Raw genomic sequence first — 24,429 nt, 5'->3', positions numbered from 1 at the left:
TTACTCTCCTTTGGTTATCGGCTTGAGCGACACGGTCGCCGGATTTTGTCGGGTATGCGGGGTTAAACGCCGTTCAAGCAGGGCGTACAGCTGCACAATGATGAAATTGAGCAGCAGGTAGATGGCCGCCGCGCAGAGGAATACCTCCATCGTCCGGTAGGTACGCTGAATAATCTGTTGGGCCACCCCCGTGACGTCCCAGACGGTCACCAGGCTTGCCAGCGCCGTCGACTTGACCAATAAAATGGCCTCCGTGGAGTAGGCTGGCAGCGCATAGCGCAGCATCACCGGGGCAATGATCCGCCGCAGCAGCAGCCAGCGCGACATACCGCAAGCCTGGCCGGCTTCAATCTGGCCCGGCGGTATCGCCAGCAACCCGCCGCGCAGAATTTCCGCGGTATAGGCCGCCGTACAGAGCGCCAGCGCCAGAACGGCGCAGATAAAGGGTTCGCGCAGCAGCGGCCACAGGAAACTGTGGCGGATCACCCCAAACTGACCCAGCCCGTAATAAATGAGAAACAACTGGATCAGCAATGGCGAACCGCGAAAGATCAGGATATAGCCTTTGGCGAAACCGCTTGCCAGCGGCCAGCGGCTCATTCGCAGCGCCAGAACGCCAAGAGCCAACACGCCGCCGAGCAAAAAAGAGCAGATAAAGAGCCCCAGCGTCACCGGTAGCGCCGCGCCGAGCTTCAACAACGTCTCACCGAGAAAGGCAAAATCGATAATCATATGGGCTCCTTACGCCTGCGCGGCGCTGCGACGCAGCCAGGCGCGGTTCAGACGGCTCTCCGCCCGGGTAAACGCGCGGTTAGAGAGCAGCGTCAGGATCAAATAGCAGCCGCCGCCGATGAGATAGAACAGGAAATAATCGCGGGTAGAGCCAGCGGCAATCTGGCTGGCGCGCATCAGTTCAACCATCCCGGTCACCGATACCAGCGCCGAGTCTTTGAGGCTCATTTGCCAGACGTTGGACAAACCCGGCAGCGAATAACGGACAATCTGCGGCAACAGGATGCGCTGCAGGATCCGCCAGCGCGGCATGCCAATGGCGGAAGCCGCCTCCACTTCACCGGGTATCAGCGCCAGACGAGCAGCACGGTAGACTTCCGCCTGATACGAGGAGGAGATCAAGCCAATCGCCAGAGCGCCAATCAGAAATGGCGGAACCTCAATAAAGCCGTCTGCGCCAAACAGGCGCCCCAGCCATGAAATCATCCCTGAGCCGCCAAAATAAAACAGATAGATCACCAGTAATTCAGGGATACCGCGGAATACCACCGACCAGGCGGCGCCGAACCAGCGCGCTGGCGCGTGGCGGGACAGCTTCGCGGCGGCGATAACGCCGCCCACCCCCGCACCGACGGCCAGCGCCGCGAGCGACAGCAGCAACGTAGTCAGCGTTGCGCTGAGGATCAGCGTCCCCCACCCGTTTTCACCCAAACTCAGAAGATTTAACATGGTTGCCTCGCTCAGGGAGTCACGTCGCTTTTAAACCATTTCTCACTCAGTTTTTTTACCGTCCCATCGGCCAGCGCCGCCTGAATGGCGCTATCCAGTTTCGCTTTGAGTTCGGTATCGGCGAGGCGCACGCCCATCGCCTCACCGCCTCCCCAGATTGGGCCGCTCATCAGCGGACCGCTCAATGCCAGATTGCTATTCTCCGGACGCGACAGGGTGGTGTTGGCAAAGGTAATATCATCAAACACCGCATCGATGCGCTCAGCCTGCAGGTCGAGGATCGCATCCGCTGAGTTGTTATATTCCCGGACGTCAGCGATATCCTTGAAATACTTATCAATAAACGGGGTGTACACGGTGCCGGAAGCGATGCCGATGGTTTTCCCTTTCAACGCCGCGCGCAGAGGCGCAATCGCCGCCTGAATCTCTTTCTCATCATCATGAAGTTTGACCGCCGGGGACGGCGGTAGCAGCGACCCTTTTACCGCAATGAAAGAGGCCGGCGTGGCTGCGTATGCCTGGGTAAACGCCACGACCTTCGAGCGCTCTGGGGTGACGACGATAGCATCCATGATCACGTCATATTTTCCGGCGTTAAGTCCGGCAATCATGCCATCCCAGTTCTGCACCACCAGTTTGCATTCGATCTGCATCCGCTGGCATAAATTCGCCATAAGCTCGGGCTCGAAACCGCTGAGTTTCCCGCCGGGAAGGGTTAGATTCCAGGGTTCATAGCCGCCTTCCGTAGCGATGGTGATCGATTTCCACTCTTTAGCGTATGTTGAGCCACCAGACAGCAGTAGCCCCGAAAACAGGGTGACCAGGCAGGCCTGGCGGAAAGTAATACGCTGTTGCATTTTCATTCTCCCGATCGCGTTTTGTCATGATGGCTCTGGTCAAGGCGATAAGATAATTCGCAGATGACTGCTCATGTATATACAAGCATTGACAAACCCGCACACGCGCTCAATGATGGATTTGTGAGCCCCGTTGTAAATAATTTGTAAGAGCTTTGAGACAAGCGTGTAACAAATACTATCCACTCCAGATTTCCGCCGAGCAAACTATGATCACCTATTTTGATTACGCTACTTTACCCGTCACGCCGTGGAAGAACGGTGCCGGCGCCACGCGCGAAATTATCGCCGTTCCTTCCGTAGATGCCCCTTTTCTCTGGCGCGCGAGCATTGCCACCCTGCAGGCCGATGGCCCTTTCTCCCCTTTTCCCGGCGTCGATCGGACGATCGTCCTGCTGGCGGGGCGACCGCTACGGCTACGCGGGGAGGAGATCGACCATCCGCTGGCGCGCTGGCAGCCGTGGGCGTTTCCCGGCGAATGGGCGCTGTCCAGCGTCGGGATCGTTGAGCCTGGACTGGACTTCAATGTCATGACCCAGCGCGGGCGAGCCCTCGCGCAGGTTGAAGTGGTGAGCGACAGGCAGCGACCGGCCACTAACGGGGTTGCTTATGTACTGCAGGGTGAATGGGATCTGGCCGGACGGCGCTGCGCCGTCGGCAGCGGGCTCTGCTGGCACGGCGACGCTCCGGGGGAGTTGCGGCCTCTCAGCGCCTATGGGCGTCTGCTGCTGGCGGCGATTGCGCTCAAATAGTCAGCAGAGAAAAATGGTATACTTGAGCCAGCGCGATCGGCTTTTACCCCGCGCGGCGCGGGCCGGCTGAAAAATATCGTGACACAAGGGGTCGTCAGTGGGATATAATTCCCGGCTAAATTTGAGTTATTTTGAAATAACAATGTTAACGTTATGATTGTTAAAGTAAAAATAAGCAATAACGATAAGGATTAAAGCTATGGGTTTTCTTTCCGGTAAGCGCATTTTGATCACTGGCGTCGCCAGCAAACTGTCCATCGCCTACGGTATTGCGCAGGCAATGCACCGCGAAGGCGCGGAACTGGCATTCACCTATCAGAATGAAAAACTGAAAGGTCGCGTTGAAGAGTTTGCTGCCGCGCTGGGTTCTGACATTGTGCTGCCGTGCGACGTTGCTGAAGATGAGAGCATCACCGCGCTGTTCACCGAGCTGGAAAAAGTCTGGCCAAAATTCGATGGTTTCGTCCACTCTATCGGTTATGCCCCGGCTGACCAGTTAGACGGCGACTACGTCAACGCGGTCACCCGCGAAGGTTTCAAAATCGCGCACGACATCAGCGCCTACAGTTTCGTGGCGATGGCTAAAGCCTGCCGCACGATGCTGAACCCGGATTCTGCTCTGCTGACGCTCTCCTACCTGGGCGCCGAGCGCGCGATCCCGAACTACAACGTGATGGGTCTGGCGAAAGCCTCTCTGGAAGCGAACGTGCGCTATATGGCGAACGCGATGGGTCCGGAAGGCGTTCGCGTCAACGCTATCTCCGCCGGTCCGATCCGTACCCTGGCCGCGTCCGGTATCAAAGATTTCCGTAAAATGCTGGCGCACTGCGAAGCGGTCACCCCGATCCGTCGCACCGTCACCATTGAAGACGTGGGTAACAGCGCAGCCTTCCTGTGCTCCAACCTCTCTGCGGGTATCTCCGGTGAAGTCGTTCACGTTGATGGCGGGTTCAGTATCGCCGCTATGAACGAGCTGGAACTGAAATAAGTTCCTTCCCCTCCTCGCCCCGGTGAGGAGGGTTTTCCCTTCCCAGGCCTTGCGCTCCCCCTGTTATTCCAATCGGCTATTTGTTAGCACGTATCAATATTTTCTCCTGCTTCCGGGTTACGCCAGGATAGTTCTGCATAAACGATCCGCGGAACGGCGGTTCGCCACATACCGAACAAGGAAAGCCCATGGAGCCACGCCGCGTGAATGGCAAAAACCACTGGTATCACGAAACCCAGTCAACAATCTGCCCGGTGGATGTCCTGCCGCTCGTCCCTGAAGCCGCCCATGTTGAAGACCGCTTTTTGCTGGACCTGACGCTGCCGGACGCCTGGCTACACGCCCATACAGGCTGGCTACGCCCCGCGCGCCAGCTCGCCGAGGGGCTGTTTCCCGACCAGGTGCCGGTAAGCCGCCTGCAAACCTTTACCGCCTACGATCGCCTGAGCACTGCGCTGACCGTCGCCCAGGTCTACGGCGTCCAGCGGCTGTGTAACCACTATGCCGCCCGCCTGGCGCCCCTGCCGGGGCCCGACTCTTCGCGCGAGAGCAACCGTCGTCTGGCGCAGATCACCCAATACGCTCGTCAGCTCGCCGGTTCACCCTCCGTCATTAACGCCCTTTCCCGCAGCCAGCTGGACGAAGTGGGCCTGACCAGCCGGGATATTATCCTGATCAACCAGATTATCGGTTTCGTCGGCTTCCAGGCGCGGGCGATTGCCGTGCTGCAGGCGGCGCAGGGCTTCCCGGTGCGCTGGATCCCCGGCATGCCGCAGCAAGAGGAGGCGCCCGCCGGCCTGTTCGCCATCCCGCCGGGAGAGTGGCAAACCGACATAGAAGATCCCGATCTGCAGTATGCCGATGACGAGCGCCAGCGGCGCATCGCCAGCTGGCAGTCGCTGCCCGGCCTGGGCCCGCTGGCTCCGCTGCTGGCCTGCGACCCGCAGTTGATGGCGCCGCTGGAGACGCTGTTACGCCAGCTCAGCGGCAACGATACCTTTGGCCCGCAGGTCGCCTTACTCACCGCGCGCACCAATGGCAGCGCCACCTGTTTTGACGCCTGGCTCCCCCACTGGCACGGTGAAGAAGCGTTCGCCAGCCATTTACGGGAGGGCGATCAGGCTCTCCATCGCTGGCTTGGGCAGCATCCTCAGTCGCGCGCGCTCGTTACCGCGGTACAGTTGTTAACCCGCTCCCCGGACCGGTTTAGCGCCGCCCAGTTAACACCCCTCGGCGAATATGGACTCTCAGCGGAACAAGCGATCGATCTGTTAACCTGGAGCGGGCTGTGCGGCTGGATGAATCGTCTGAAAATCGCTCTCGGCAATGTGCGTCAGCAGACGTAAATTGCTGAAACAGCGCTTGCTGCGACAGGCATAATCGCGTAAAAATGTCAGCCGCTCTTTTAGCCACGAAAATACCTAATTATGTTTCAGGATAACCCGCTGCTAGCGCAGCTTAAACAGCAACTGCATTCCCAAACGCCGCGCGCGGAAGGGGTCGTTAAGGGCACGGAAAAGGGCTTTGGCTTCCTCGAAGTGGACGCTCAGAAGAGCTACTTCATTCCGCCGCCGCAGATGAAAAAAGTGATGCATGGCGACCGTATCGTTGCGGTGATCCATTCTGAAAAAGAACGCGAAAGCGCCGAGCCGGAGTCGCTGGTTGAGCCTTTCCTGACCCGTTTCGTCGGTAAAGTCCAGAAGAAAGACGATCGCCTCGCTATCGTTCCTGACCATCCGCTGCTGAAAGACGCCATTCCCTGCCGCGCCGCCCGTGGCGTTGAGCATGATTTCAAACAGGGTGACTGGGCCGTCGCTGAAATGCGCCGTCATCCGTTAAAAGGCGACCGCGGATTTTACGCGGAGCTGACCCAGTTCATCACCTTCAGCGACGACCACTTTGTCCCGTGGTGGGTGACGCTGGCGCGCCATAATCTGGAAAAAGAGGCACCGGACGGCGTCGCCACCGAGATGCTTGACGAAGGGCTGACACGCCGCGATTTGACCGCCCTCGACTTCGTCACCATTGACAGCGCCAGCACCGAAGATATGGACGATGCGCTGTATGTCGAATCTGGCGCCGACGGCAAACTGTTGCTGACGGTGGCGATCGCTGACCCGACCGCATGGATTGCCGAAGGCAGCAAGCTGGACAACGCCGCAAAAGTACGCGCCTTTACCAACTATCTGCCGGGCTTCAACATCCCGATGCTGCCGCGCGAACTGTCAGACGACCTGTGTTCCCTGCGTGCCGATGAAGTGCGCCCGGTGCTGGCCTGCCGGATGACCCTGGCGGCCGATGGCACCATTGAAGACAACATCGAGTTCTTTGCCGCCACCATCGAATCGAAAGCCAAGCTGGCCTATGACGACGTCTCTGACTGGCTGGAAGGCCGCGGCAGCTGGCAGCCGGGCAGCGAGGCGATCGCGCAGCAAATTACGCTGCTGAAGGACGTGTGTCAGCGTCGCAGCGAATGGCGTCAGACCCACGCGCTGGTGTTTAAAGACCGCCCGGATTACCGTTTCGTCCTCGGCGAAAAAGGCGAAGTGCTGGACATCGTCGCGGAACCGCGTCGTATTGCCAACCGTATTGTCGAAGAGTCGATGATCGCCGCCAACATCTGTGCCGCCCGCATTCTGCGCGACAAGCTCGGCTTCGGCGTTTATAACGTCCACACCGGCTTCGACCCGGCGAATACCGAACAGCTGGCTGCCCTGCTGAAGACCCACGACGTACACGTTGATCCGACGGAAGTGCTCACCCTGGAAGGTTTCTGCAAGCTGCGCCGCGAACTGGACGCCCAGCCGACCGGTTTCCTCGACAGCCGCATACGTCGTTTCCAGTCGTTTGCTGAAATCAGCACCGAGCCGGGCCCGCACTTTGGTCTCGGTCTTGAGGCCTACGCCACCTGGACCTCGCCGATCCGTAAGTATGGCGACATGATCAACCACCGTCTGCTTAAGGCCATCATCAAAGGCGAAACCATTGCGCGCCCGCAGGATGAAGCCACCGTGCAGATGGCGGAGCGCCGTCGTCTCAACCGCATGGCCGAACGCGATGTCGCCGACTGGCTGTATGCCCGTTTCCTCAACGATAAAGCCGGCACCGATACCCGCTTTGCGGCGGAGATCATCGACATCAGCCGCGGCGGGATGCGCGTGCGTCTGGTGGACAATGGCGCGGTCGCCTTTATTCCGGCCCCGTTCCTTCACGCCGTGCGCGACGAACTGGTCTGCAGCCAGGAAAACGGCACCGTGCAGATCAAGGGAGAAGTGGTCTACAAAGTGACCGATGTTATCGATGTCACTATCGCTGAAGTCCGCATGGAAACTCGTAGCATCATTGCTCGTCCGGCTGCCTGACGTCTCATCACAGCGGTTCCTCCGGGAACCGCTCCTTCTTTCCTCCCTGTCCCGCCATTTCCGTCGCGCCGATTAAGGTTGTGCGTTTTTTTCGCTTCTCTTTTTCACCCATTTTTAGCATCATTGATTTCATTCGTTTTTGTTACCAGGATAATGCCATGTCAGATGTGAATGCCCACCTGCTCGCCCAACGTATCGATACCGTGCTGGATATTCTGGTTGCCGGTGATTACCACTCTGCGATCCATAATCTGGAGATCCTCAAAGCGGAGCTGCTGGCGCTGGCGGCAGACGACGCCGAGCAAAACAAACCACCCAAAGCGCCCTGGGAAATCTGATTATCGCCCACATGCCGCAACCGGCGATGCTGACCGGTTGCTCGCCGTATAGCCCCCTAACAGTGATGTTGCTATGAACGCCCGACAACAAAGTATTTTGCAAGTGGTCATCGATAAAGGCCGCATGAGCGTCGCCGATCTGGCGAAGATGACCGGAGTTTCAGAGGTCACCATCCGTCAGGATCTGAACCTGTTGGAGAAGCAGAGCTATCTGCGCCGTACCCATGGCTACGCCGTCCCACTGGACAGTGAAGATGTCGAAACCCGCATGATGACCCATTTCGCCATTAAGCGTGAACTGGCCAGCCGCGCCGCGGCGCTGGTGAATGCCGGCGAAACGGTATTTATCGAAAACGGCAGCAGCAACGCCCTGCTGGCGCGCACCCTGGCCGAACGCGGCGATATCACCATCATCACCGTCAGCAGCTATATCGCCCATCTGCTGAAAGAGACGCCGGGAGAGGTGATCCTGCTGGGCGGGATTTATCAGAAACGCAGTGAAAGTATGGTTGGCCCACTGACCCGCCAGTTCATCCAGCAGGTGCATTTCAGTAAAGCCTTTATCGGGATCGATGGCTGGCAGGCGGAAACCGGCTTTACCGGTCGCGATATGATGCGTGCGGACGTGGTTAACGCCGTTCTGGAGAAGCACTGCGAAGCGATTATCCTCAGCGATAGCTCAAAATTCAGCGCGGTGCACCCCTATCCGCTTGGGCCAGCCGGCCGCTTCAATCGTGTTATCACCGACGATCGTCTGCCGAACGACTGCCGTGAGCAGTTGCTGCGCAGCGGCCTGACTGTGGATATTGTACCCTACGTCTGATGTGTCTCCGCCCCGTCCCAGCCAAGCGTCGGACGGGCGCGTTAACGCTCTGAGAGTATTCCGAGCCGGTAATTAAGACTTTTTACCTGACGCTAAATTTTAAAAAAAGTAAAATTATTATTAGCGATATAACAGGAAGTGACTATCACCTGCGTGATTTTCGTGATACCTGCGCACCCTAACTTCATGGAATTGCCCTAAAGCTGCTTTATCAGGCTATGCTTACAGGAGCGCTGTAATCCATGAATAGATTATTCAGGAGAAAAAAATGATGACTTCAACGAGCAAAAAAATGGCTGCTGTTGTTCTGGCTGTCACTGTAGCAATGTCTCTGAGCGCTTGCTCTAACATGTCTAAACGCGATCGTAACACTGCTATCGGCGCAGGTGCCGGCGCCATCGGCGGTGCGGTGTTAACTGACGGTAGCGCACTCGGTACCCTGGGTGGCGCAGCAGTCGGTGGTATTATTGGTCACCAGGTCGGCAAATAATATATTTATCTGACGAAATAAAAGAATAATTCACACGAATTGACTTACGCACGTTAAAACATTCAAGGCCGCGGCATTCACCGCGGCCTTGTTATTTCACCAGGCCATTAATTAGGGTTGAAATAACAATTAGCCGCCGGCTAACTTCACCTTCATCCCTTTCGCCTCGAGCAGCGACTTCAGTAAATCCCGTTTGTCGCCCTGGATCTCGATCACGCCATCTTTCACCGCGCCGCCGCAGCCGCATTTCTTCTTCAGCTCTGCCGCCAGCGCAGTGAGCGCCGCATCGTCGGCATCAATTCCGCTAATCAGACAGACGCCTTTGCCCTTGCGGCCGCTGGTCTGGCGCTGGATCCGCACAATACCGTCGCCTTTCGGGCGCACCGGCGCCGGTTTCGCCTCGTCGATACGCCCGGTTTCGGTGGAGTAGACCAGACGGCTGTTGGAATCGCTCATTATGCCCCCTTGCGCAGAGAATCGTTGATCGCCCGCAGCGTCGCGGCTGGATCGGTCGACTGGGTAACCGGGCGGCCAATAACCATATAGTCCACACCTGCCGCCTGAGCCTGCTCGGGAGTCATGATCCGCCGCTGATCGCCAGCGTCGCTGCCCTGCGGACGGATACCCGGGGTGACCAGCTTGAACGCCTGCCCCAGCTCTTGCTTAAAGCGTACCGCCTCCTGAGCTGAACACACCACCCCGTCGAGGCCGCAGCGTTGGGTCAGCGCCGCCAGCTTCGCCGCGTAGTCAGCCGGGGATAAGGTAATGCCCAGATCCTGCAGGTCGCTGGACTCCATGCTGGTGAGGACGGTAACGGCGATGAGCAGCGGCGCGTCTTGACCAAAGGGCAGCAGCGCTTCGCGTGCCGCGGTCATCATCCGCGCGCCGCCGGAGGCATGGACATTCACCATCCATACGCCAAGCTCGGCAGCGGCCGCCACCGCGCGGGCGGTAGTGTTGGGAATATCGTGAAACTTAAGGTCCAGGAACACCTCAAACCCACGCTGATGCAGATCGCGGACAAACTGCGGTCCCAGCAGGGTGAACATCTCTTTGCCCACCTTCAGGCGGCAGTCGCGCGGGTCGATGCGGTCGACAAATGCCAGCGCTTTATCGCGATTATCATAGTCGAGCGCAACCACAACGGGAGAGGAAGTGACAGCGCGGGAAGATGGGATAGCTGTTGACGTCATGACCAGACCTTAGTGTTGATGGGCGCCAGAGGGCGCAAAAAAGGTAAACGGGCAGCATTCTACCTGTGAAGCTAACAAAATAACAGGCTGCTGTTTTGCCCTGCGCGGCCGATGGCGATGCCGGGGCTGCAGGCGGTGACGGGGAAGAAATGATAAGTATGTTGTAACTAAAGCGCCTCTTTTTTTTGACCTTACTGGCCGTCGAGGCCGCGAATAGGTTTGATGGTCGCCCAGGAGCGGCAGGACGGACAATGCCAGTAGAGAGTATGAGCGGTAAAGCCGCATTTCTGACAACGGTAGCGCGGTTTGCTGCGCACCTGTTCGCCGACCATGTTTCGCAGCACCCCAAGGCTTTCTTTCGCCCGCCCTTCTTCCGCTTCGTTGAGATGGTAGTCCATCAGCTTATGGAATACGCGCATGGTCGGGTGGCGCTCAAGCTGCCGGGTCACGTAGTTTTGCGCCGCTTCGACCCCTTCCCGCTGCTCAAGGATCTGCGCCAGCATCAGTTCGGCGGTCGCCCCGGCGTTCTCCTCCACACAGCGGCGCAGGAAAACTTCCCATTCATCGGCTTTGCCGAGCTGCTGGTAGCAGGTCTGCAGCATCTCCAGCGTCTCACCCACCAGCTCTTTATCCTGATCGATAACCCGCTCGAGGCTCTCCACCGCTTTGGCGTAGTCGCCCTTCTCCATCCACACCCGGCCCATCATGATCGAAACCCGGGCGCTGTTGCGGTCCGCGGCGGCGCCTTTCTTCAACAGCGCCATCGCCTTATCCAGATCGTTGGCCGCCATCTGCTGCAGGGCCAGTTCGCACCAAAAGTTGGCGATTTCGCCACGATGCTTCTCTTTCCCCAGCTTCACCAGCCTTTCAGCCACCTCGATAGCCGACTGCCAGTCGCTGGTCGCCTGGTAGATCTGCAGCAGCTGCTGCAGCGCGCCAAGGCGAAAATCGGTCTCATCCACCAGCTGTTTGAACATATCTTCCGCGCGGTCATACAGCCCGGCGGCCATATAGTCGCGCCCCAGCTGTTGCACCGCCAGCAGGCGCTGGTCGTAGGTGAGCGACGCGCTTTCCATCAGACTCTGGTGAATACGGATCGCGCGGTCGACCTCGCCGCGCGAGCGGAACAGGTTGCCGAGGGTCAGGTGGGCCTCAACGGTGCCGGTATCCTCTTTCAGCATATCAAGGAACAGATCGACGGCTTTATCCTGCTGGTTGCTAAGCAGAAAGTTTACCCCCGCCACGTAATCCCGTGACAGGCGGCTCGCGTCGTCCTGTTTGGACTGTTGTGCACTTCTGCGCCCCATGTACCAGCCGTAGGCGGCGGCAACGGGTAAAAGCAGAAACAACAACTCCAGCATAAGAGGTTATTCCTTCACCGCAGGCACGCCTGCCTCGACAGCCGCCGGGCTGACAGGAGCAATCTGGTGCTCAAGGCGCTTAATTTTCCGCTCCGCGCGCGCCAGCGAGACGCGCACCCGCAGCCAGAACAGGCCGCAGATCAGCCAGCCGATAGCAAAGCCCGCGGCGAACAGCACCGCCAGCAGCGTCGAAATGCGGAATTCACCCTGAGCGAGCAAATAGTTGAAAGTGACCTGTTGGTCATTCTGCGCACCCAGCGTCACTGAAATGACGAAGATTGCTAACACCAGTAAGAAAATGAGTAAATATTTCACATGACTTCCCGTTCTGTGGGTTGCGCGTAAAAAGCCCGCTTTCAGCCCTATAAAGTATCATTTTCGCCGCAGCGGTGGAACGAAAAAGCACGGCAACTCGACAGGATATGCGGTCGGATGCCGCTAAAATCAACATTATTCCGCTTCAGGCATCCGTTTTTTAATATCCTGCGCCTCTTCCCCCGGCGGCGAAAGCGGCCCGCAAAGACGCTGCGTCAGCCAGCAGGCCACCGTGACCAGCAGCCAGGAGATCAGCGTAGCGACGATGAGATCCAGCGGCCAGTGCATACCGAGCGCCAGGCGACTCCCCATCACCGCCGTCGCCCACGCCAGCAGTACCGCGATCGTGCCCCAGCGCCGACGCGGCCACAGCAGCCCGGCAGCGAGCAGCGCCCAGCTGGCGGCGAACATCGTATGGCCTGACGGGAATGCAAACCCGGTCTCTTTCTGCCAGTGTTTGCGTAAAAACGGCGGGATGTCCTGCGCCTGCGCCAGCTGCTCATGCACCAGTTTAGCGCGTTCTTTGCGCTTTAACGCGTAGAATTGCGTCACCGGCACCTGCCTTGCGTTTTCCAGCCAGATGACAAACGGTCTCGGCTCCTGAACCCGCGCCTTGACCCAGGATTTGGTCCCCTGTCCCACCAGGATGGCGGCGGCAAGAATGAGGAACAGGATCAGCGCCGCGCGCAGGCGAAAGCGCAGGCACCAGAGAAACCAGGCGCACAGCACAACATGGGTGATAATTCCCCACGGCTGGGTCACCGTTTCCGTCACCCACCAGAGGCTTTTCAGCCATACCACCGGCAGTCCTGGCTGCCACAGCCAACCAGACAGCCAGACCGTGAGGGGCATGACCAGCAGCAGCGCCGCCGCGAGAGCGGTTCGTCGGGCAATCAACAGCATTTTCTCTCCTTCTCCTTGTAGATGAACATCATAGCGGAAAGTAGATCGTTTGTGCGCTTTCCGCGCGGCTAACCGTTCGTGATTAGGAGAACGTCCCGGCGTTGTGGCAAAATAGCGGTAAACAGAAAGCACATTCAGGTGCTGACAGAATCTGGAGAATCACATGCAGCTTAAACGTGTGGCAGAAGCCAAACTGCCAACCCCCTGGGGCGATTTCCTGATGGTGGGTTTTGAAGAACTGGCAACCGGACAGGATCATGTCGCGCTGGTATACGGCGATATTTCAGGGCAGTCGCCGGTGCTCGCCCGCGTCCATTCAGAATGTCTGACGGGCGATGCCCTGTTTAGCCTGCGCTGTGATTGCGGCTTTCAGCTGGAGGCGGCCCTGTCGCATATCGCCGAAGAAGGCCGGGGGATCCTGCTCTATCATCGTCAGGAAGGTCGCAACATTGGTTTATTGAATAAGATCCGCGCCTACGCGCTGCAGGATCAGGGTTATGACACTGTCGAAGCGAACCATCAGCTTGGCTTCGCCGCCGATGAACGCGACTTCACTCTGTGCGCCGATATGTTCAAGCTGCTCAACGTTGAGCAAGTGCGGTTGTTAACCAACAACCCGAAAAAAGTGGAAATCCTCAGCGAAGCCGGGATTAACATTGTGGAGCGCGTTCCGCTGATCGTCGGGCGCAACCCGAAAAACGCCCACTATCTGGACACCAAAGCCGCCAAGATGGGCCATCTGCTGAACAGCAAGCCGGCGGAATAATACCGGCGGCAGCGTAAAGAGAGGGCCAGCGATGCTGGCCCTTCGTTTTACAGCATATTGCGGATAACGTAGTGCAAAATGCCATCGTTGCGGTAGTAGGTGAGTTCGGTCGCCGTGTCGATACGACACCGGCAGGCGATCACCTCCTGCGAGCCGTCAGCGCGGGTGAGGGTCACTGGCACCGTGGCGCCGGGCTGCAGCGACTGCAGGTTACTGACATCAATCCGCTCTTCGCCGGTCAACTGTAGCGTTTTACGGGTGACGCCCTGCGGGAACTCCAGCGGCAGAATACCCATCCCGATCAGGTTGGAGCGGTGGATACGTTCGAAGGACTCGGCGATCACCACCCGGATCCCCAGCAGGCGCGGCCCCTTCGCCGCCCAGTCGCGACTAGAACCTGAGCCATACTCCTTACCAGCAATCACCGCCAGCGGTATGCCCTCAGCTTTATACAGCATCGCTGCATCGTAGATCGCCACCGGTTCGCGGTCCGGCAGATGGCGGGTCATGCCCCCTTCCACCCCCGGCACCATTTCGTTGCGGATGCGGATATTGGCGAAGGTGCCGCGCATCATCACCTCATGGTTACCGCGACGGGAGCCGTAGGAGTTAAAGTCGCGCCGGGCAACCCCATGCTCCTGCAGATAGCGGCCTGCCGGACTATCGGCTTTGATGCTTCCCGCCGGCGAAATGTGGTCGGTGGTCACTGAATCGCCCAGCATGGCGAGGATCCGCGCGCCGTGAATATCCTCCACCGGCAGCGGCTCAATGCCCATCTCGTCAAAGAACGGCGACAGGCGAATATAGGTCGAATCTTCCTGCCAGTCGTAGGTATCTGACGCCTCCACCTTGATCGCCTTCCACTCCTCTGTCCCGGAAAACACTTCCGCGTACTCTTTGCGGAACATCTCCGTGGAGACCTGTTCCACCGCGCGGGCAATCTCCTCCCCGCTCGGCCAGATATCTCTCAGATAGACAGGCTCGCCGTCGCTGCCCTGCCCCAGCGGCTCGCGGGTAAGATCGATGTTCATGTTCCCGGCCAGCGCGTAAGCGACCACCAGCGGCGGCGAGGCCAGCCAGTTGGTTTTCACCAGCGGGTGGATACGCCCTTCGAAGTTACGGTTACCGGAGAGCACCGCCCCGACGGTGAGGTCGCCTTTTTTGATTGCTTCTTCAATAGGTTCCGGCAGCGGGCCGGAGTTACCGATACAGGTGGTACAGCCATACCCCACCAGATTGAAGCCGAGCTGGTCGAGGTAAGGCGTCAGGCCGGCATGGGCCAGATAATCCGACACCACTTTCGAGCCCGGGGCCAGAGAAGCTTTCACCCACGGCTGCGGCTGCAGTCCGCGTTCGACGGCTTTTTTCGCCAGCAGGCCGGCGGCCATCAGCACGCTGGGGTTGGAGGTGTTGGTACAGGACGTGATCGCCGCAATGGCCACAGCGCCATCCGGCAGCGAATAGTGATGCCCGTTCAGCGTATACGCCACCGGCTGGCGCTGACGCTGAAGGTGGTTAACCTCCAGCTCGCCGCTGGCGGCAAAGGCTTTCGGCACATCGCCGAGCGCCACGCGATCCTGCGGCCGCTTCGGCCCGGCGAGGCTTGCTTCAACGCTGCCCATATCCAGCGCCAGGGTACTGGTAAAGACCGGCTCATCGCCCGGCTGGCGCCACATGCCCTGCGCTTTGGCATAGGCTTCCACCAGCGCCACCTGTTCTTCGCTACGTCCGCTGAGGCGCATATAGCTGAGCGTCACGTCATCGATCGGGAAGAAACCGCAGGTGGCGCCATACTCTGGCGCCATATTGGCGATGGTGGCGCGGTCGGCCAGGGGCAAGGTATCCAGACCGTCACCGTAGAACTCAACAAATTTTCCGACAACGCCGTGCTGGCGCAGCATCTGGGTGACCGTCAGGACCAGGTCAGTAGCGGTAATGCCTTCGCGCAATTTGCCGCTGAGCTTAAAGCCTACCACATCGGGGATCAGCATCGACACCGGCTGGCCAAGCATGGCGGCTTCCGCTTCAATCCCGCCCACGCCCCAGCCCAGCACGCCGAGCCCGTTAATCATGGTGGTATGGGAGTCGGTGCCCACCAGGGTATCAGGCCACGCCATCCACTTCCCATTCACCTCTTCGCTCCACACCGCCCGTCCGAGATATTCCAGGTTGACCTGGTGGCAAATCCCGGTGCCCGGCGGCACCACGCTGAAGCGGCTGAAGGCCTGCTGCCCCCAGCGCAGAAAAGCGTAGCGTTCGTGGTTACGTTCCATTTCCAGGCGGACGTTGTCTTCAAAGGCTTCGTCATCGCCGAAGCGGTCGACCGTCACCGAGTGGTCGATCACCAGGTCGACCGGCGACAGCGGGTTCACCTTCGCGGTATCGCCGCCCAGGCGTTTCACCGCCTCGCGCATGGCGGCCAGATCCACCACCGCCGGTACGCCGGTAAAGTCCTGCATCAGGACGCGGGCCGGACGATAAGCAATCTCCCTGTCGGCATGGGCCTGCTGCAGCCAACCGGCAAGGGCGCGAATATCTTCTTCAGTCACCGAGTCACCGTCCTGCCAGCGCAACAGGTTCTCCATCAGCACCTTCAGCGACTTGGGCAGTCGACTGAGATCGCCCAGCTGCTTCTCCGCCAGCGGCAGACTGTAGTAATGCCAGGTTTTCGCGTTAACCTGCAGCGTATCCTTACTGGCTTCTCGTAGGGTTGACGACATAGCTCCTCCTTTATCTCAGGGATGGCATACCCCGATTCTCCTCAGGGTCTCCATTAAAGATAACACATGCTGGGCATAACACTTTGATAACAACCCAAATTGCTAAATCTGATGTGACGGAGAGGGGTTAAAAGGGAATTATCTACGCGCAGAAGAAATAGCACCAAAATAGTGCAGAGAGGTCTTTTAAGCGATATTGTATTAGTACACGAGGACAAAAAAAGAGCTAATCATTACCTGCTGGCCGATTAGCTCTTGTGATTGATTTCAGGTTGGATGAATCCCGCGGCAAAATATATTCTCCCTGTATTGCCGTTCACTGATTTTATATTACAGTTTCCTTTCACTGTCATAAAAATGACATGTATCTACAACGATGACCTACAGCTTTAGCTGACAATCCAGATGTTGCAGATGGTGAGCGCGATGATGCTCCAGAACATCGCCAGCCCTACCAACACTACGCCCCATACGCGACTACGCAGAACGGGATCGATTTCGGTTTTGTCATTTTCGTATGACATCGCCAGTTTCATGTAATCGATATTACTTATCATATTGTCACCACCAATTGCTCAAATCATCAGGTACAGATAAATCTTAATTATGGATAAACGATTAATCCAGTGAATTTAGGCCTGATGGAATATATTTGACCGGTTATTTGATCGCGGCGGGCATTATGAAAAACGTGTTATCAGAAATTCTTAATTTTGTGATTGGTTCGAGGTTTAAGTTGTTAAATAAGGGCCATGATAGTTAATGGCACTCCTTACACGGAATGCCATTAATTTTAACGGGGTTATTTTTCCGGAAGTTTTATATCTTTAAACATCGCTTCAATATCTTCATTCGACCGTAGCGCCACTGCGGTATCCACGACATCCCGGGTCAGATGGGGTGCAAAACGTTGAATAAAATCATACATGTAGCTTCGTAAGAAGGTGCTACGGCGGAAACCTATTTTAGTGGTGCTGTGGCTGAAAATACCGTTGGCATCCAGCTTCACCAGGTCCGGATCGGAGACCGGATCTACCGCCATGCTGGCAATCACCCCAACCCCCAGCCCCAGGCGAACATAGGTTTTAATGACGTCGGCATCGGTAGCGGTAAAGACAATGCGCGGCGTCAGGCCCGCACGGTTAAACGCGGTGTCCAGTTCGGAGCGGCCGGTGAAGCCAAAGGTATAGGTCACCAGCGGGTACTGCGCCAGCTCTTCTATTGATACCGAGCCCCTGGAGGCCAGAGGATGCTCCGGCGTCACCACTATCGACCGGTTCCAGTGATAGCATGGCAGCATCACCAGGTCGTCATACAGATGCAGCGCTTCGGTAGCAATGGCGAAGTCGGCGTTGCCTTTCGACACGGCTTCGGCGATCTGGGTTGGCGAACCCTGATGCATATGGAGCGACACCCGCGGATAGCGTTCAATAAAGCCCTTGATCACCCCGGGCAACGCATAGCGCGCCTGGGTATGGGTGGTCGCCACGTATAGCGACCCTTTGTCCGGCCAGGTATGCTCCCCGGCGACAGATTTGATGGCATCGACTTTCGACAACACCTCGCGGGCAATACGGATGATCTCCTGCCCGGCAGGCGTCACCTGAGTCAAATGCTTGCCGCTGCGGGCAAAGATTTGGATGCCCAGCTCATCTTCCAGCATACGCACCTGCTTACTGATGCCTGGCTGAGAGGTATAAAGCCCTTCGGCGGTGGATGAAACATTCAGGTTATGGTTAACCACCTCAACGATGTAGCGAAGCTGTTGTAGTTTCATGCTGATATCCGTTTGCGCGTAAAATGAAGCCGCTTAATACACTTTACGTTCAGGCAACTTGTCGCCGGTGAAGGCCAGGCCTCCCGGCAGTTGACCATAGTGGCGCCGCAACGCATCCTGAAAGCGATGATGTATAAGACGTTTTAATAATAAAAAAGGCATTAACTATAACCACTATATCATTTATATCAACACTGTATAGACGGTAACGAAAAATAATATAGGTGGTTATAAGAGGGTGAAAAGCGCGGAGAGAAAGGAAAACGACACGGCAGAGGCATCCATGGCCCCTGCCGGCCGCCAGAGCAGGAAAAGCGCCCTTTTCCTGCCTGATAATGGTCAGTTACTTTTTAGCTTCCGTCCATTTACCGTCGATAAAGAAGGCAGACCAGCCGGTCGCTTTGCCCTCTTTTTCGGACGCTACGTACTGTTGCTTCGTTTTACGGCTAAAGCGCACCAGTGTCTTATTGCCTTCCGGATCCTGCTGCGGCGCATCGGCGAGATAACGCAGTTTTTCCGGCAGACGATCGCGGAAGCGGTACAGCTCTTCCACCAGCGGCGCGCGCGTTTCCCGTGATTTCGGGAAGGTGTTGGCCGCCAGGAAGACGCCCGCGGCCCCGTCACGCAGTACGAAATAGGCGTCAGACTTCTCACACGGCAGCTCCGGCAGCGGCACCGGATCTTCCTTCGGCGGCGCCACTTCCCCATTGCGCAGGATCTTACGCGTATTCTTACACTCGTCGTTGGTACAAGCCATGTACTTCCCAAAACGCCCCATCTTCAGGTGCATCTCGGAGCCGCACTTCTCGCACTCCACTACCGGACCGTCATAGCCCTTGATGCGGAACTCGCCCTCTTCAATCTCATAGCCATCGCAGGTCGGGTTGTTACCGCAGACGTGCAGTTTACGCTTGGGATCGATAAGGTAGCTGTCCATCGCCGTACCGCACTTCTGGCAGCGGCGTTTGGCGCGCAGCGCGTTAGTTTCGGCGTCATCGCCTTCCAGCACGTTGAGGACTTCGTTTTCCGGCACCAGGTTAATGGTGGTTTTGCAGCGCTCTTTCGGCGAAAGGGCATAGCCCGAACAGCCGAGGAAAACGCCGGTGCTGGCGGTACGGATACCCATTTTACGGCCGCAGGTCGGGCAGTCGATGCTGGTAAGCACCATCGGGTTCGGCTGCATGCCGCCCTCTTCCGGATCTTTCTCCGCCGTCTCCAGCTGGGTGGTAAAATCGCCGAAGAAGTGGTTCAGCACCTCTTTCCACTCGGCCTGGTGGTTAGCCACCTGATCGAGACGATCTTCCATCTGCGCGGTGAAGTCGTAGTTCATCAGATCGCGGAAGTTCTCTTCCAGTCGGTCGGTGACGATCTCGCCCATTTTCTCCGCGTAGAAACGACGGTTTTCCACTCGCACGTAACCACGATCCTGAATGGTGGAGATAATCGAGGCATAGGTCGACGGACGGCCGATGCCGCGTTTTTCCAGCTCTTTAACCAGCGAGGCTTCGCTGAAGCGCGCCGGCGGCTTGGTAAAGTGCTGCGCAGGCGTCAGCTCGACCAGGCTCAGCTGGTCGCCCTGTTTGACCAGCGGCAGGGTCCGGTCTTCATCGCCCTTGCGCAGGGCCGGCATCACTTTGGTCCAGCCGTCGAAGCGTAAGGTACGACCGCGCGCTTTCAGTTTGAAATCGCCCGCCGCCACGGTCAGCGTCGTGGAGTCGTACTGCGCCGGCGTCATCTGACAGGCGACAAACTGGCGCCAGATCAGCTGATACAGTTTCTGCGCATCCGCTTCCATATCTTTCAGCGTTTCCGCCAGCACGTTCACATCAGACGGACGAATCGCTTCGTGCGCTTCTTGTGAATTTTCTTTGCTGGCGTACTGATTCGCGCTTTCCGGCAAATATTTTTTACCAAACTTATCGCTGATATAACCGCGAACCATGTTCAGCGCGTCCTGACTCAGGTTGGTGGAGTCGGTACGCATATAGGTGATATGCCCCGCCTCATAGAGACGTTGAGCCATCATCATGGTCTTTTTCACGCCGAAGCCGAGACGGGTGCTGGCCGCCTGCTGCAGGGTGGAGGTGATGAACGGCGCGCCCGGCTTACTGCTGGTCGGCTTGTCTTCCCGCTCCAGTACGCTGTAGCTGGCTTTTTCCAGCAGCGAAACCGCCGCCATCGTCTCATCACGGCTGACCGGACGGAATGGCTTATCATCCTTATGGGTCACCTGCAGCGGCAGCGCGTCGCCGCCCGGCGTGGTGGTACTGGCATCAACTTCCCAGTACTCTTCCGGGACGAACGCTTTGATTTCACGCTCACGCTCCACCACCAGGCGGACCGCGACGGACTGCACGCGCCCGGCAGAAAGACCACGGGCGATTTTTTTCCACAGCAGCGGCGAAACCATATAACCCACCACGCGGTCCATAAAGCGACGCGCCTGCTGGGCGTTAACCCGATCGATATTCAGCTCGCCCGGCTTTTCGAAAGCCTGACGAATGGCGTTTTTGGTGATCTCATTGAACACCACGCGGCTGTAACGCTGCTCATCGCCGCCGATGACTTCCCGCAGGTGCCAGGCAATGGCTTCCCCTTCGCGGTCAAGGTCGGTTGCGAGATAGATGTGGTCAGCTTTTTCCGCCAACTGTTTGAGTTCTGAAACTACCTTTTCTTTACCCGGAAGTACTTCATAATGCGCATTCCAGTCATGCCATGGGTCCACGCCCATGCGGTTAACCAGAGCACCACGTTCGTCCTTTTTAGGCTTTTTAGCCCCTTTGGTGGCGGTAGAGTCGGTGCTCTTTTTGGAAGCTGATCCACTGGTCGGCAAATCGCGGATATGACCGACGCTGGATTTCACCACGTAGTCATTACCCAGATACTTATTGATCGTTTTGGCTTTTGCCGGGGACTCAACGATAACGAGAGCTTTACCCATATTCACCTTTACCTAATTTGATTCATCCAGGAATACATCGCACATTCATACACCCTCCACTGGCGACTGCCTCATATGTTGCGGCACCGTCGGTGAATATCAACCCAGAACACCTGTTTCAACTCCGTAAAACCAGGCGCTTGAGTTTACTGACCTTTTTTCGTCAGGTGACATAGCACGAAGAATTTTTGGCCGAATGTCAAGCAAATCTGTTGCCAGATCGCCGAAAGCGTCACACTGTACCTGATAAAATTCGTTACGCAACTTTATTAGCATGCAAAAGCGAATCACGCCAGTAAACGGCTGTTTCTCCACTGGTTACGATTACCCCTGTTTTGTCCATGGAAAATTTGCCCCGCGCCCCCGCGCGGCGTAAACTACGCCCGGAGAAAAAGAGGAGTCCGTTATGCAAGGTACAACCCAACCAATCGATCGCCAGACGCTGCTCGAAAAAGCCAACAAACTTATTCGCGAACATGAGGATACGTTAGCCGGTATCGAAGCCACCGACGTCGTTCAGCGCAACAATGTCCTGGTGTTTAGCGGTGAGTTTTATCTTGATGAGCAGGGTCTGCCGACGCCAAAGAGTACAGCGGTATTTAATATGTTTAAGTACCTCGCCCATGAGCTGTCGGACAAATATCACCTTGTCGATTAAGACCGGCGTAGATTAAGACCGCTCTAAACGAGAACGCGAGGCAGAGCCTCGCGTTTTATCATCTACATCAGCGGCTTCTGTCCGCGCTGCCACCAGCGCAGCAGCAGTCGATCGGCACTCTCCGCCGCGCTACCGGTGAAGCGATCGAGCATTTTCTTACGCTGTTGATAACGCACCCCGATCACGTCGTGACTTTCCATTAATCCCAGCAGCAGCTCATCGCTGGTTTCAACCGCATCCACCAGCCCTTTTTCCAGCGCCTGTACCCCGTACCAGTGCTCGCCAGTGGCCACCTGCTCAATATCAAGGCCCGGGCGCATCCGATGGACGAAATCCTTGAACAAATGGTGCGTCTCATTGAGATCCTCGCGGAACTTGCGCCGTCCTTCTTCAGTGTTTTCACCCAGCATAGTGAGCGTTCGTTTGTACTGTCCGGCGGTGTGCAGTTCGATATCAATATCTTTGTTCTTCAGGAAACGGTGCAGGTTTGGGATCTGCGCCACCACGCCAATAGAGCCGAGGATCGCAAACGGCGCCGAGACAATTTTGTTCGCCACGCAGGCCATCATATAGCCGCCGCTGGCCGCCACTTTATCGACCGCCACCGTCAGCGGGATCTGTTTGTCACGCAAGCGCTGCAGCTGAGAGGCAGCCAGCCCGTAGCCGTGCACCACCCCGCCGGGGCTTTCCAGACGAATCACCACCTGATCGCGCGCTTTCGCCGCGGCCAGCACCGCGGTGATCTCTTCGCGCAGGCTGGTGACCTCATGGGCATCCATGCTGCCTTTGAAATCCAGCACCCAGGCGCGCGGCTTGCCTTCCGGCTCCACGTTACCCAGCTTCGCCCGCGCTTTCGCCGCCTTCGCCTCTTGCTTTTGTTTTTTCTTCTGCGACTTATGCCACTGCTTCTGCTGCGGGCCATCCAGCAGGGCCACCGCCAGCGACTCCTTCATCTCTTTATAATGCTCGCTAAGATTCGTCACCCGCAGCTCGCCGCGCTGCTTCTTGCGCTGGGCCAGGTTGACGATAATAGCGGCAATCACCGCGATAGCGACGACAACGGTCGCGATCTTGGCTAAAAACAAGCCATATTGAGCAAGTAATTCCACGTTTTCACCTTGTGTAAAGCACTGACGTTGCTGCACAGTGTACATCAGCCCCTGGCGAGAAGTCTTTGTGCTTTGTGTCCTCTGCGCAGCGGATTCCGTTTTTTTTCAGCGAGGCTGAAATCGTTGCAAGATATTAATTTTGTGAATACTTTCCGCTTCGCCGATTGCAATGGCGGGCGCTTTCAGGCATAACAGCGCAAAAGTGAGATACCAAAGATGAAGCGCGATCGAGAGCCGATCGCCAAAGGAGTCGCCGTGCATTATCAACCGCAACGCCACTTGCTGAAAGATCGCATCATTCTGGTCACCGGGGCCAGCGACGGAATTGGCCGTGAAGCGGCCCTGACCTACGCCCGCTACAGCGCCAGCGTGATTCTGCTTGGCCGCAACGACGAAAAACTGCGCGCCGTCGCCCAGGAGATTGAACGCGAGGGCGGTATTTCCCCCCGCTGGTTTACTCTCGACCTGCTAACCTGCACGCCGCAGGCGTGTCAGCAGCTGGCGCAGCAGATCAGCATGCACTATCCCCGCCTTGACGGCGTGCTGCACAATGCTGGCCTGCTCGGCGATATCTGCCCGATGGATGAGCAGAAACCGGAGGTCTGGCAGCAGGTGATGCAGGTGAACGTCAATGGCACCTTTATGCTGACCCAGGCGCTTCTTCCTTTATTACTCCGTTCCGAATCAGGTTCGCTGGTCTTTACCTCATCCAGCGTCGGTCGTCAGGGTCGCGCCAACTGGGGCGCCTATGCCGTCTCCAAATTCGCCACCGAAGGGATGATGCAGGTGCTGGCCGACGAGTACCAAAGCCGCCACCTGCGCGTGAACTGCATCAACCCTGGCGGTACCCGCACCGGCATGCGCGCCAGCGCGTTTCCGACGGAAGATCCGCTGAAACTGAAAACCCCCGCTGACATTATGCCCGTCTATCTGTGGCTGATGGGCGACGACAGTCGTCGCAAGACGGGAATGACCTTCGACGCCCAACCGGGGCGTAAACCAGGAATTGCCCAATGAGTGATGAACGCTACCGCGAACGCCAGCAGCGGCTGAAAGATAAAGTTGACGCCCGGGTGGCGGCGGCCCAGGACGAACGCGGCATTGTGATGGTCTTTACCGGCAACGGCAAAGGCAAAACCACCGCCGCCTTTGGCACCGCGACCCGCGCCGTCGGCCACGGCAAAAAAGTCGGCGTGATCCAGTTTATTAAGGGGACCTGGCCTAACGGCGAGCGTAATCTGCTGGAGCCACACGGCGTCGAATTCCAGGCAATGGCGACAGGCTTTACCTGGAACACCCAGGACCGCGACAGCGACACCGCCGCCTGTCTGGCGGTCTGGGAGCATGCCCGCCGTATGCTTGCCGACGACCAGCTCGATCTGGTGCTGCTGGACGAACTGACCTACATGGTGGCCTACGATTACCTGCCGCTGGAGGCGGTGCTGAGCGCCCTACGTGAGCGTCCTGCCCACCAGTCGGTGATCATCACCGGCCGCGGCTGTCATCGCGATATTATTGAACTTGCGGATACCGTCAGCGAGCTGCGCCCGGTGAAACATGCTTTTGATGCCGGCATTAAAGCACAGATGGGGATTGACTACTGAGGGCCGGATAC

At 57.5% G+C, this 24,429-nt stretch carries 25 protein-coding genes; 11 read left to right on the top strand and 14 right to left on the bottom strand.

Annotated elements, in window-relative coordinates:
* Genes K5R89_RS08440 through K5R89_RS08430 form a run of 3 tightly spaced genes read right to left on the bottom strand, consistent with a single transcriptional unit; the run spans window position 1 to window position 2,318 of the window.
* Entirely contained in the window at window positions 1–732 is a 732-nt protein-coding gene (locus K5R89_RS08440; RefSeq protein ID WP_023289347.1) for an ABC transporter permease, read from the bottom strand.
* 9 nt (window positions 733–741) lie between these two features.
* Window positions 742–1,461, bottom strand: coding sequence for an ABC transporter permease (locus K5R89_RS08435; protein ID WP_217259115.1), 720 nt, complete (start codon window positions 1,459–1,461; stop codon window positions 742–744).
* A gap of 11 nt (window positions 1,462–1,472) precedes the next feature.
* Window positions 1,473–2,318: a transporter substrate-binding domain-containing protein gene (locus tag K5R89_RS08430; RefSeq protein ID WP_217259114.1), complete on the bottom strand. Its 846-nt coding sequence runs from the start codon at window positions 2,316–2,318 to the stop codon at window positions 1,473–1,475.
* Between the two features lie 209 nt (window positions 2,319–2,527).
* Between K5R89_RS08430 and K5R89_RS08425 the strand changes: the two genes are divergently transcribed.
* From K5R89_RS08425 to K5R89_RS08410, 4 genes are all read left to right on the top strand, one after another.
* Window positions 2,528–3,070: a HutD family protein gene (locus tag K5R89_RS08425; RefSeq protein WP_217259113.1), complete on the top strand. Its 543-nt coding sequence runs from the start codon at window positions 2,528–2,530 to the stop codon at window positions 3,068–3,070.
* A gap of 199 nt (window positions 3,071–3,269) precedes the next feature.
* Window positions 3,270–4,058 carry an enoyl-ACP reductase FabI gene (fabI, locus tag K5R89_RS08420; RefSeq protein WP_023289343.1) on the top strand — a complete coding sequence of 263 codons (789 nt, stop codon included), beginning with the start codon at window positions 3,270–3,272 and terminating at the stop codon, window positions 4,056–4,058.
* 188 nt (window positions 4,059–4,246) lie between these two features.
* On the top strand, window positions 4,247–5,404 hold the full coding sequence (locus K5R89_RS08415; RefSeq protein ID WP_072413031.1) for a carboxymuconolactone decarboxylase family protein: 1,158 nt from the start codon (window positions 4,247–4,249) through the stop codon (window positions 5,402–5,404).
* Window positions 5,405–5,485: 81 nt separating this feature from the next.
* Window positions 5,486–7,420: an exoribonuclease II gene (locus K5R89_RS08410; protein ID WP_101990539.1), complete on the top strand. Its 1,935-nt coding sequence runs from the start codon at window positions 5,486–5,488 to the stop codon at window positions 7,418–7,420.
* A gap of 7 nt (window positions 7,421–7,427) precedes the next feature.
* On the opposite strand, the gene K5R89_RS27385 is transcribed toward K5R89_RS08410, so the two are convergent.
* Entirely contained in the window at window positions 7,428–7,553 is a 126-nt protein-coding gene (locus K5R89_RS27385) for a hypothetical protein (RefSeq protein WP_254915175.1), read from the bottom strand.
* Between the two features lie 25 nt (window positions 7,554–7,578).
* Here K5R89_RS27385 and K5R89_RS08405 point away from each other — a divergent pair, with 25 nt between their 5' ends.
* The 3 genes from K5R89_RS08405 to osmB all read left to right on the top strand — a co-directional run bounded on the left by K5R89_RS08405 (window position 7,579) and on the right by osmB (window position 9,071).
* Entirely contained in the window at window positions 7,579–7,758 is a 180-nt protein-coding gene (locus K5R89_RS08405; protein ID WP_004203883.1) for a hypothetical protein, read from the top strand.
* A gap of 73 nt (window positions 7,759–7,831) precedes the next feature.
* A complete protein-coding gene (locus K5R89_RS08400) occupies window positions 7,832–8,581 on the top strand; it encodes a DNA-binding transcriptional regulator YciT (RefSeq protein WP_023289340.1) in 750 nt (249 codons plus the stop codon).
* Window positions 8,582–8,852: 271 nt separating this feature from the next.
* Window positions 8,853–9,071 carry an osmotically-inducible lipoprotein OsmB gene (osmB, locus tag K5R89_RS08395; protein WP_002901783.1) on the top strand — a complete coding sequence of 73 codons (219 nt, stop codon included), beginning with the start codon at window positions 8,853–8,855 and terminating at the stop codon, window positions 9,069–9,071.
* A gap of 129 nt (window positions 9,072–9,200) precedes the next feature.
* Here osmB and yciH read toward each other — a convergent pair whose 3' ends face one another.
* The 5 genes from yciH to pgpB form a co-directional block, all read right to left on the bottom strand.
* The gene (gene yciH, locus K5R89_RS08390) at window positions 9,201–9,527 is read right to left on the bottom strand and encodes a stress response translation initiation inhibitor YciH (protein WP_002901782.1); all 327 of its coding nucleotides are present in this window, start codon (window positions 9,525–9,527) and stop codon (window positions 9,201–9,203) included.
* Entirely contained in the window at window positions 9,527–10,264 is a 738-nt protein-coding gene (pyrF, locus tag K5R89_RS08385) for an orotidine-5'-phosphate decarboxylase (RefSeq protein WP_023289339.1), read from the bottom strand. The genes yciH and pyrF overlap by 1 nt, the downstream gene beginning before the upstream one ends.
* A gap of 191 nt (window positions 10,265–10,455) precedes the next feature.
* Window positions 10,456–11,625, bottom strand: a complete 1,170-nt coding sequence (lapB, locus tag K5R89_RS08380; RefSeq protein ID WP_004203879.1) for a lipopolysaccharide assembly protein LapB — start codon at window positions 11,623–11,625, stop codon at window positions 10,456–10,458.
* 6 nt (window positions 11,626–11,631) lie between these two features.
* Entirely contained in the window at window positions 11,632–11,940 is a 309-nt protein-coding gene (locus K5R89_RS08375) for a LapA family protein (protein ID WP_023289338.1), read from the bottom strand.
* Window positions 11,941–12,075: 135 nt separating this feature from the next.
* Window positions 12,076–12,843 (bottom strand): phosphatidylglycerophosphatase B, encoded by a 768-nt coding sequence (gene pgpB / locus K5R89_RS08370; protein WP_023289337.1) that lies wholly within the window; start codon window positions 12,841–12,843, stop codon window positions 12,076–12,078.
* A gap of 163 nt (window positions 12,844–13,006) precedes the next feature.
* Between pgpB and ribA the strand changes: the two genes are divergently transcribed.
* A complete protein-coding gene (ribA, locus tag K5R89_RS08365) occupies window positions 13,007–13,609 on the top strand; it encodes a GTP cyclohydrolase II (protein ID WP_023289336.1) in 603 nt (200 codons plus the stop codon).
* A gap of 47 nt (window positions 13,610–13,656) precedes the next feature.
* Here the strand turns inward: ribA and acnA are convergent, their stop codons facing one another.
* The 4 genes from acnA to topA form a co-directional block, all read right to left on the bottom strand.
* Window positions 13,657–16,329: an aconitate hydratase AcnA gene (gene acnA, locus K5R89_RS08360; protein ID WP_023289335.1), complete on the bottom strand. Its 2,673-nt coding sequence runs from the start codon at window positions 16,327–16,329 to the stop codon at window positions 13,657–13,659.
* A gap of 389 nt (window positions 16,330–16,718) precedes the next feature.
* On the bottom strand, window positions 16,719–16,886 hold the full coding sequence (locus K5R89_RS08355) for a YmiA family putative membrane protein (protein WP_002901776.1): 168 nt from the start codon (window positions 16,884–16,886) through the stop codon (window positions 16,719–16,721).
* A gap of 245 nt (window positions 16,887–17,131) precedes the next feature.
* Entirely contained in the window at window positions 17,132–18,106 is a 975-nt protein-coding gene (gene cysB / locus K5R89_RS08350) for an HTH-type transcriptional regulator CysB (RefSeq protein ID WP_004203875.1), read from the bottom strand.
* Between the two features lie 343 nt (window positions 18,107–18,449).
* On the bottom strand, window positions 18,450–21,047 hold the full coding sequence (topA, locus tag K5R89_RS08345; protein WP_023289334.1) for a type I DNA topoisomerase: 2,598 nt from the start codon (window positions 21,045–21,047) through the stop codon (window positions 18,450–18,452).
* A 406-nt stretch (window positions 21,048–21,453) separates the two neighbouring features.
* On the opposite strand from topA, the gene K5R89_RS08340 reads away from it, so the two are divergent.
* Window positions 21,454–21,705: a YciN family protein gene (locus K5R89_RS08340; protein ID WP_002901761.1), complete on the top strand. Its 252-nt coding sequence runs from the start codon at window positions 21,454–21,456 to the stop codon at window positions 21,703–21,705.
* Between the two features lie 62 nt (window positions 21,706–21,767).
* Here the strand turns inward: K5R89_RS08340 and sohB are convergent, their stop codons facing one another.
* A complete protein-coding gene (sohB, locus tag K5R89_RS08335) occupies window positions 21,768–22,814 on the bottom strand; it encodes a protease SohB (protein ID WP_064158365.1) in 1,047 nt (348 codons plus the stop codon).
* A 255-nt stretch (window positions 22,815–23,069) separates the two neighbouring features.
* Between sohB and K5R89_RS08330 the strand changes: the two genes are divergently transcribed.
* Together K5R89_RS08330 and cobO are read left to right on the top strand one after the other, a co-directional pair.
* Window positions 23,070–23,831, top strand: a complete 762-nt coding sequence (locus tag K5R89_RS08330) for a YciK family oxidoreductase (protein ID WP_032452539.1) — start codon at window positions 23,070–23,072, stop codon at window positions 23,829–23,831.
* On the top strand, window positions 23,828–24,418 hold the full coding sequence (gene cobO / locus K5R89_RS08325; RefSeq protein ID WP_217259112.1) for a cob(I)yrinic acid a,c-diamide adenosyltransferase: 591 nt from the start codon (window positions 23,828–23,830) through the stop codon (window positions 24,416–24,418). Before K5R89_RS08330 ends, cobO begins: the two co-directional genes overlap by 4 nt.
* The last annotated feature ends 11 nt before the right edge of the window (window positions 24,419–24,429 follow it).

Origin of the sequence: Klebsiella sp. TF21-TM, assembly GCF_019753495.1 — a bacterium.
Classification (GTDB): Bacteria; Pseudomonadota; Gammaproteobacteria; order Enterobacterales; family Enterobacteriaceae; genus Klebsiella; species Klebsiella quasipneumoniae.
Note: the sequence above shows the minus strand (reverse complement) of the source record. Positions and strands in the feature narration are given on the sequence as shown.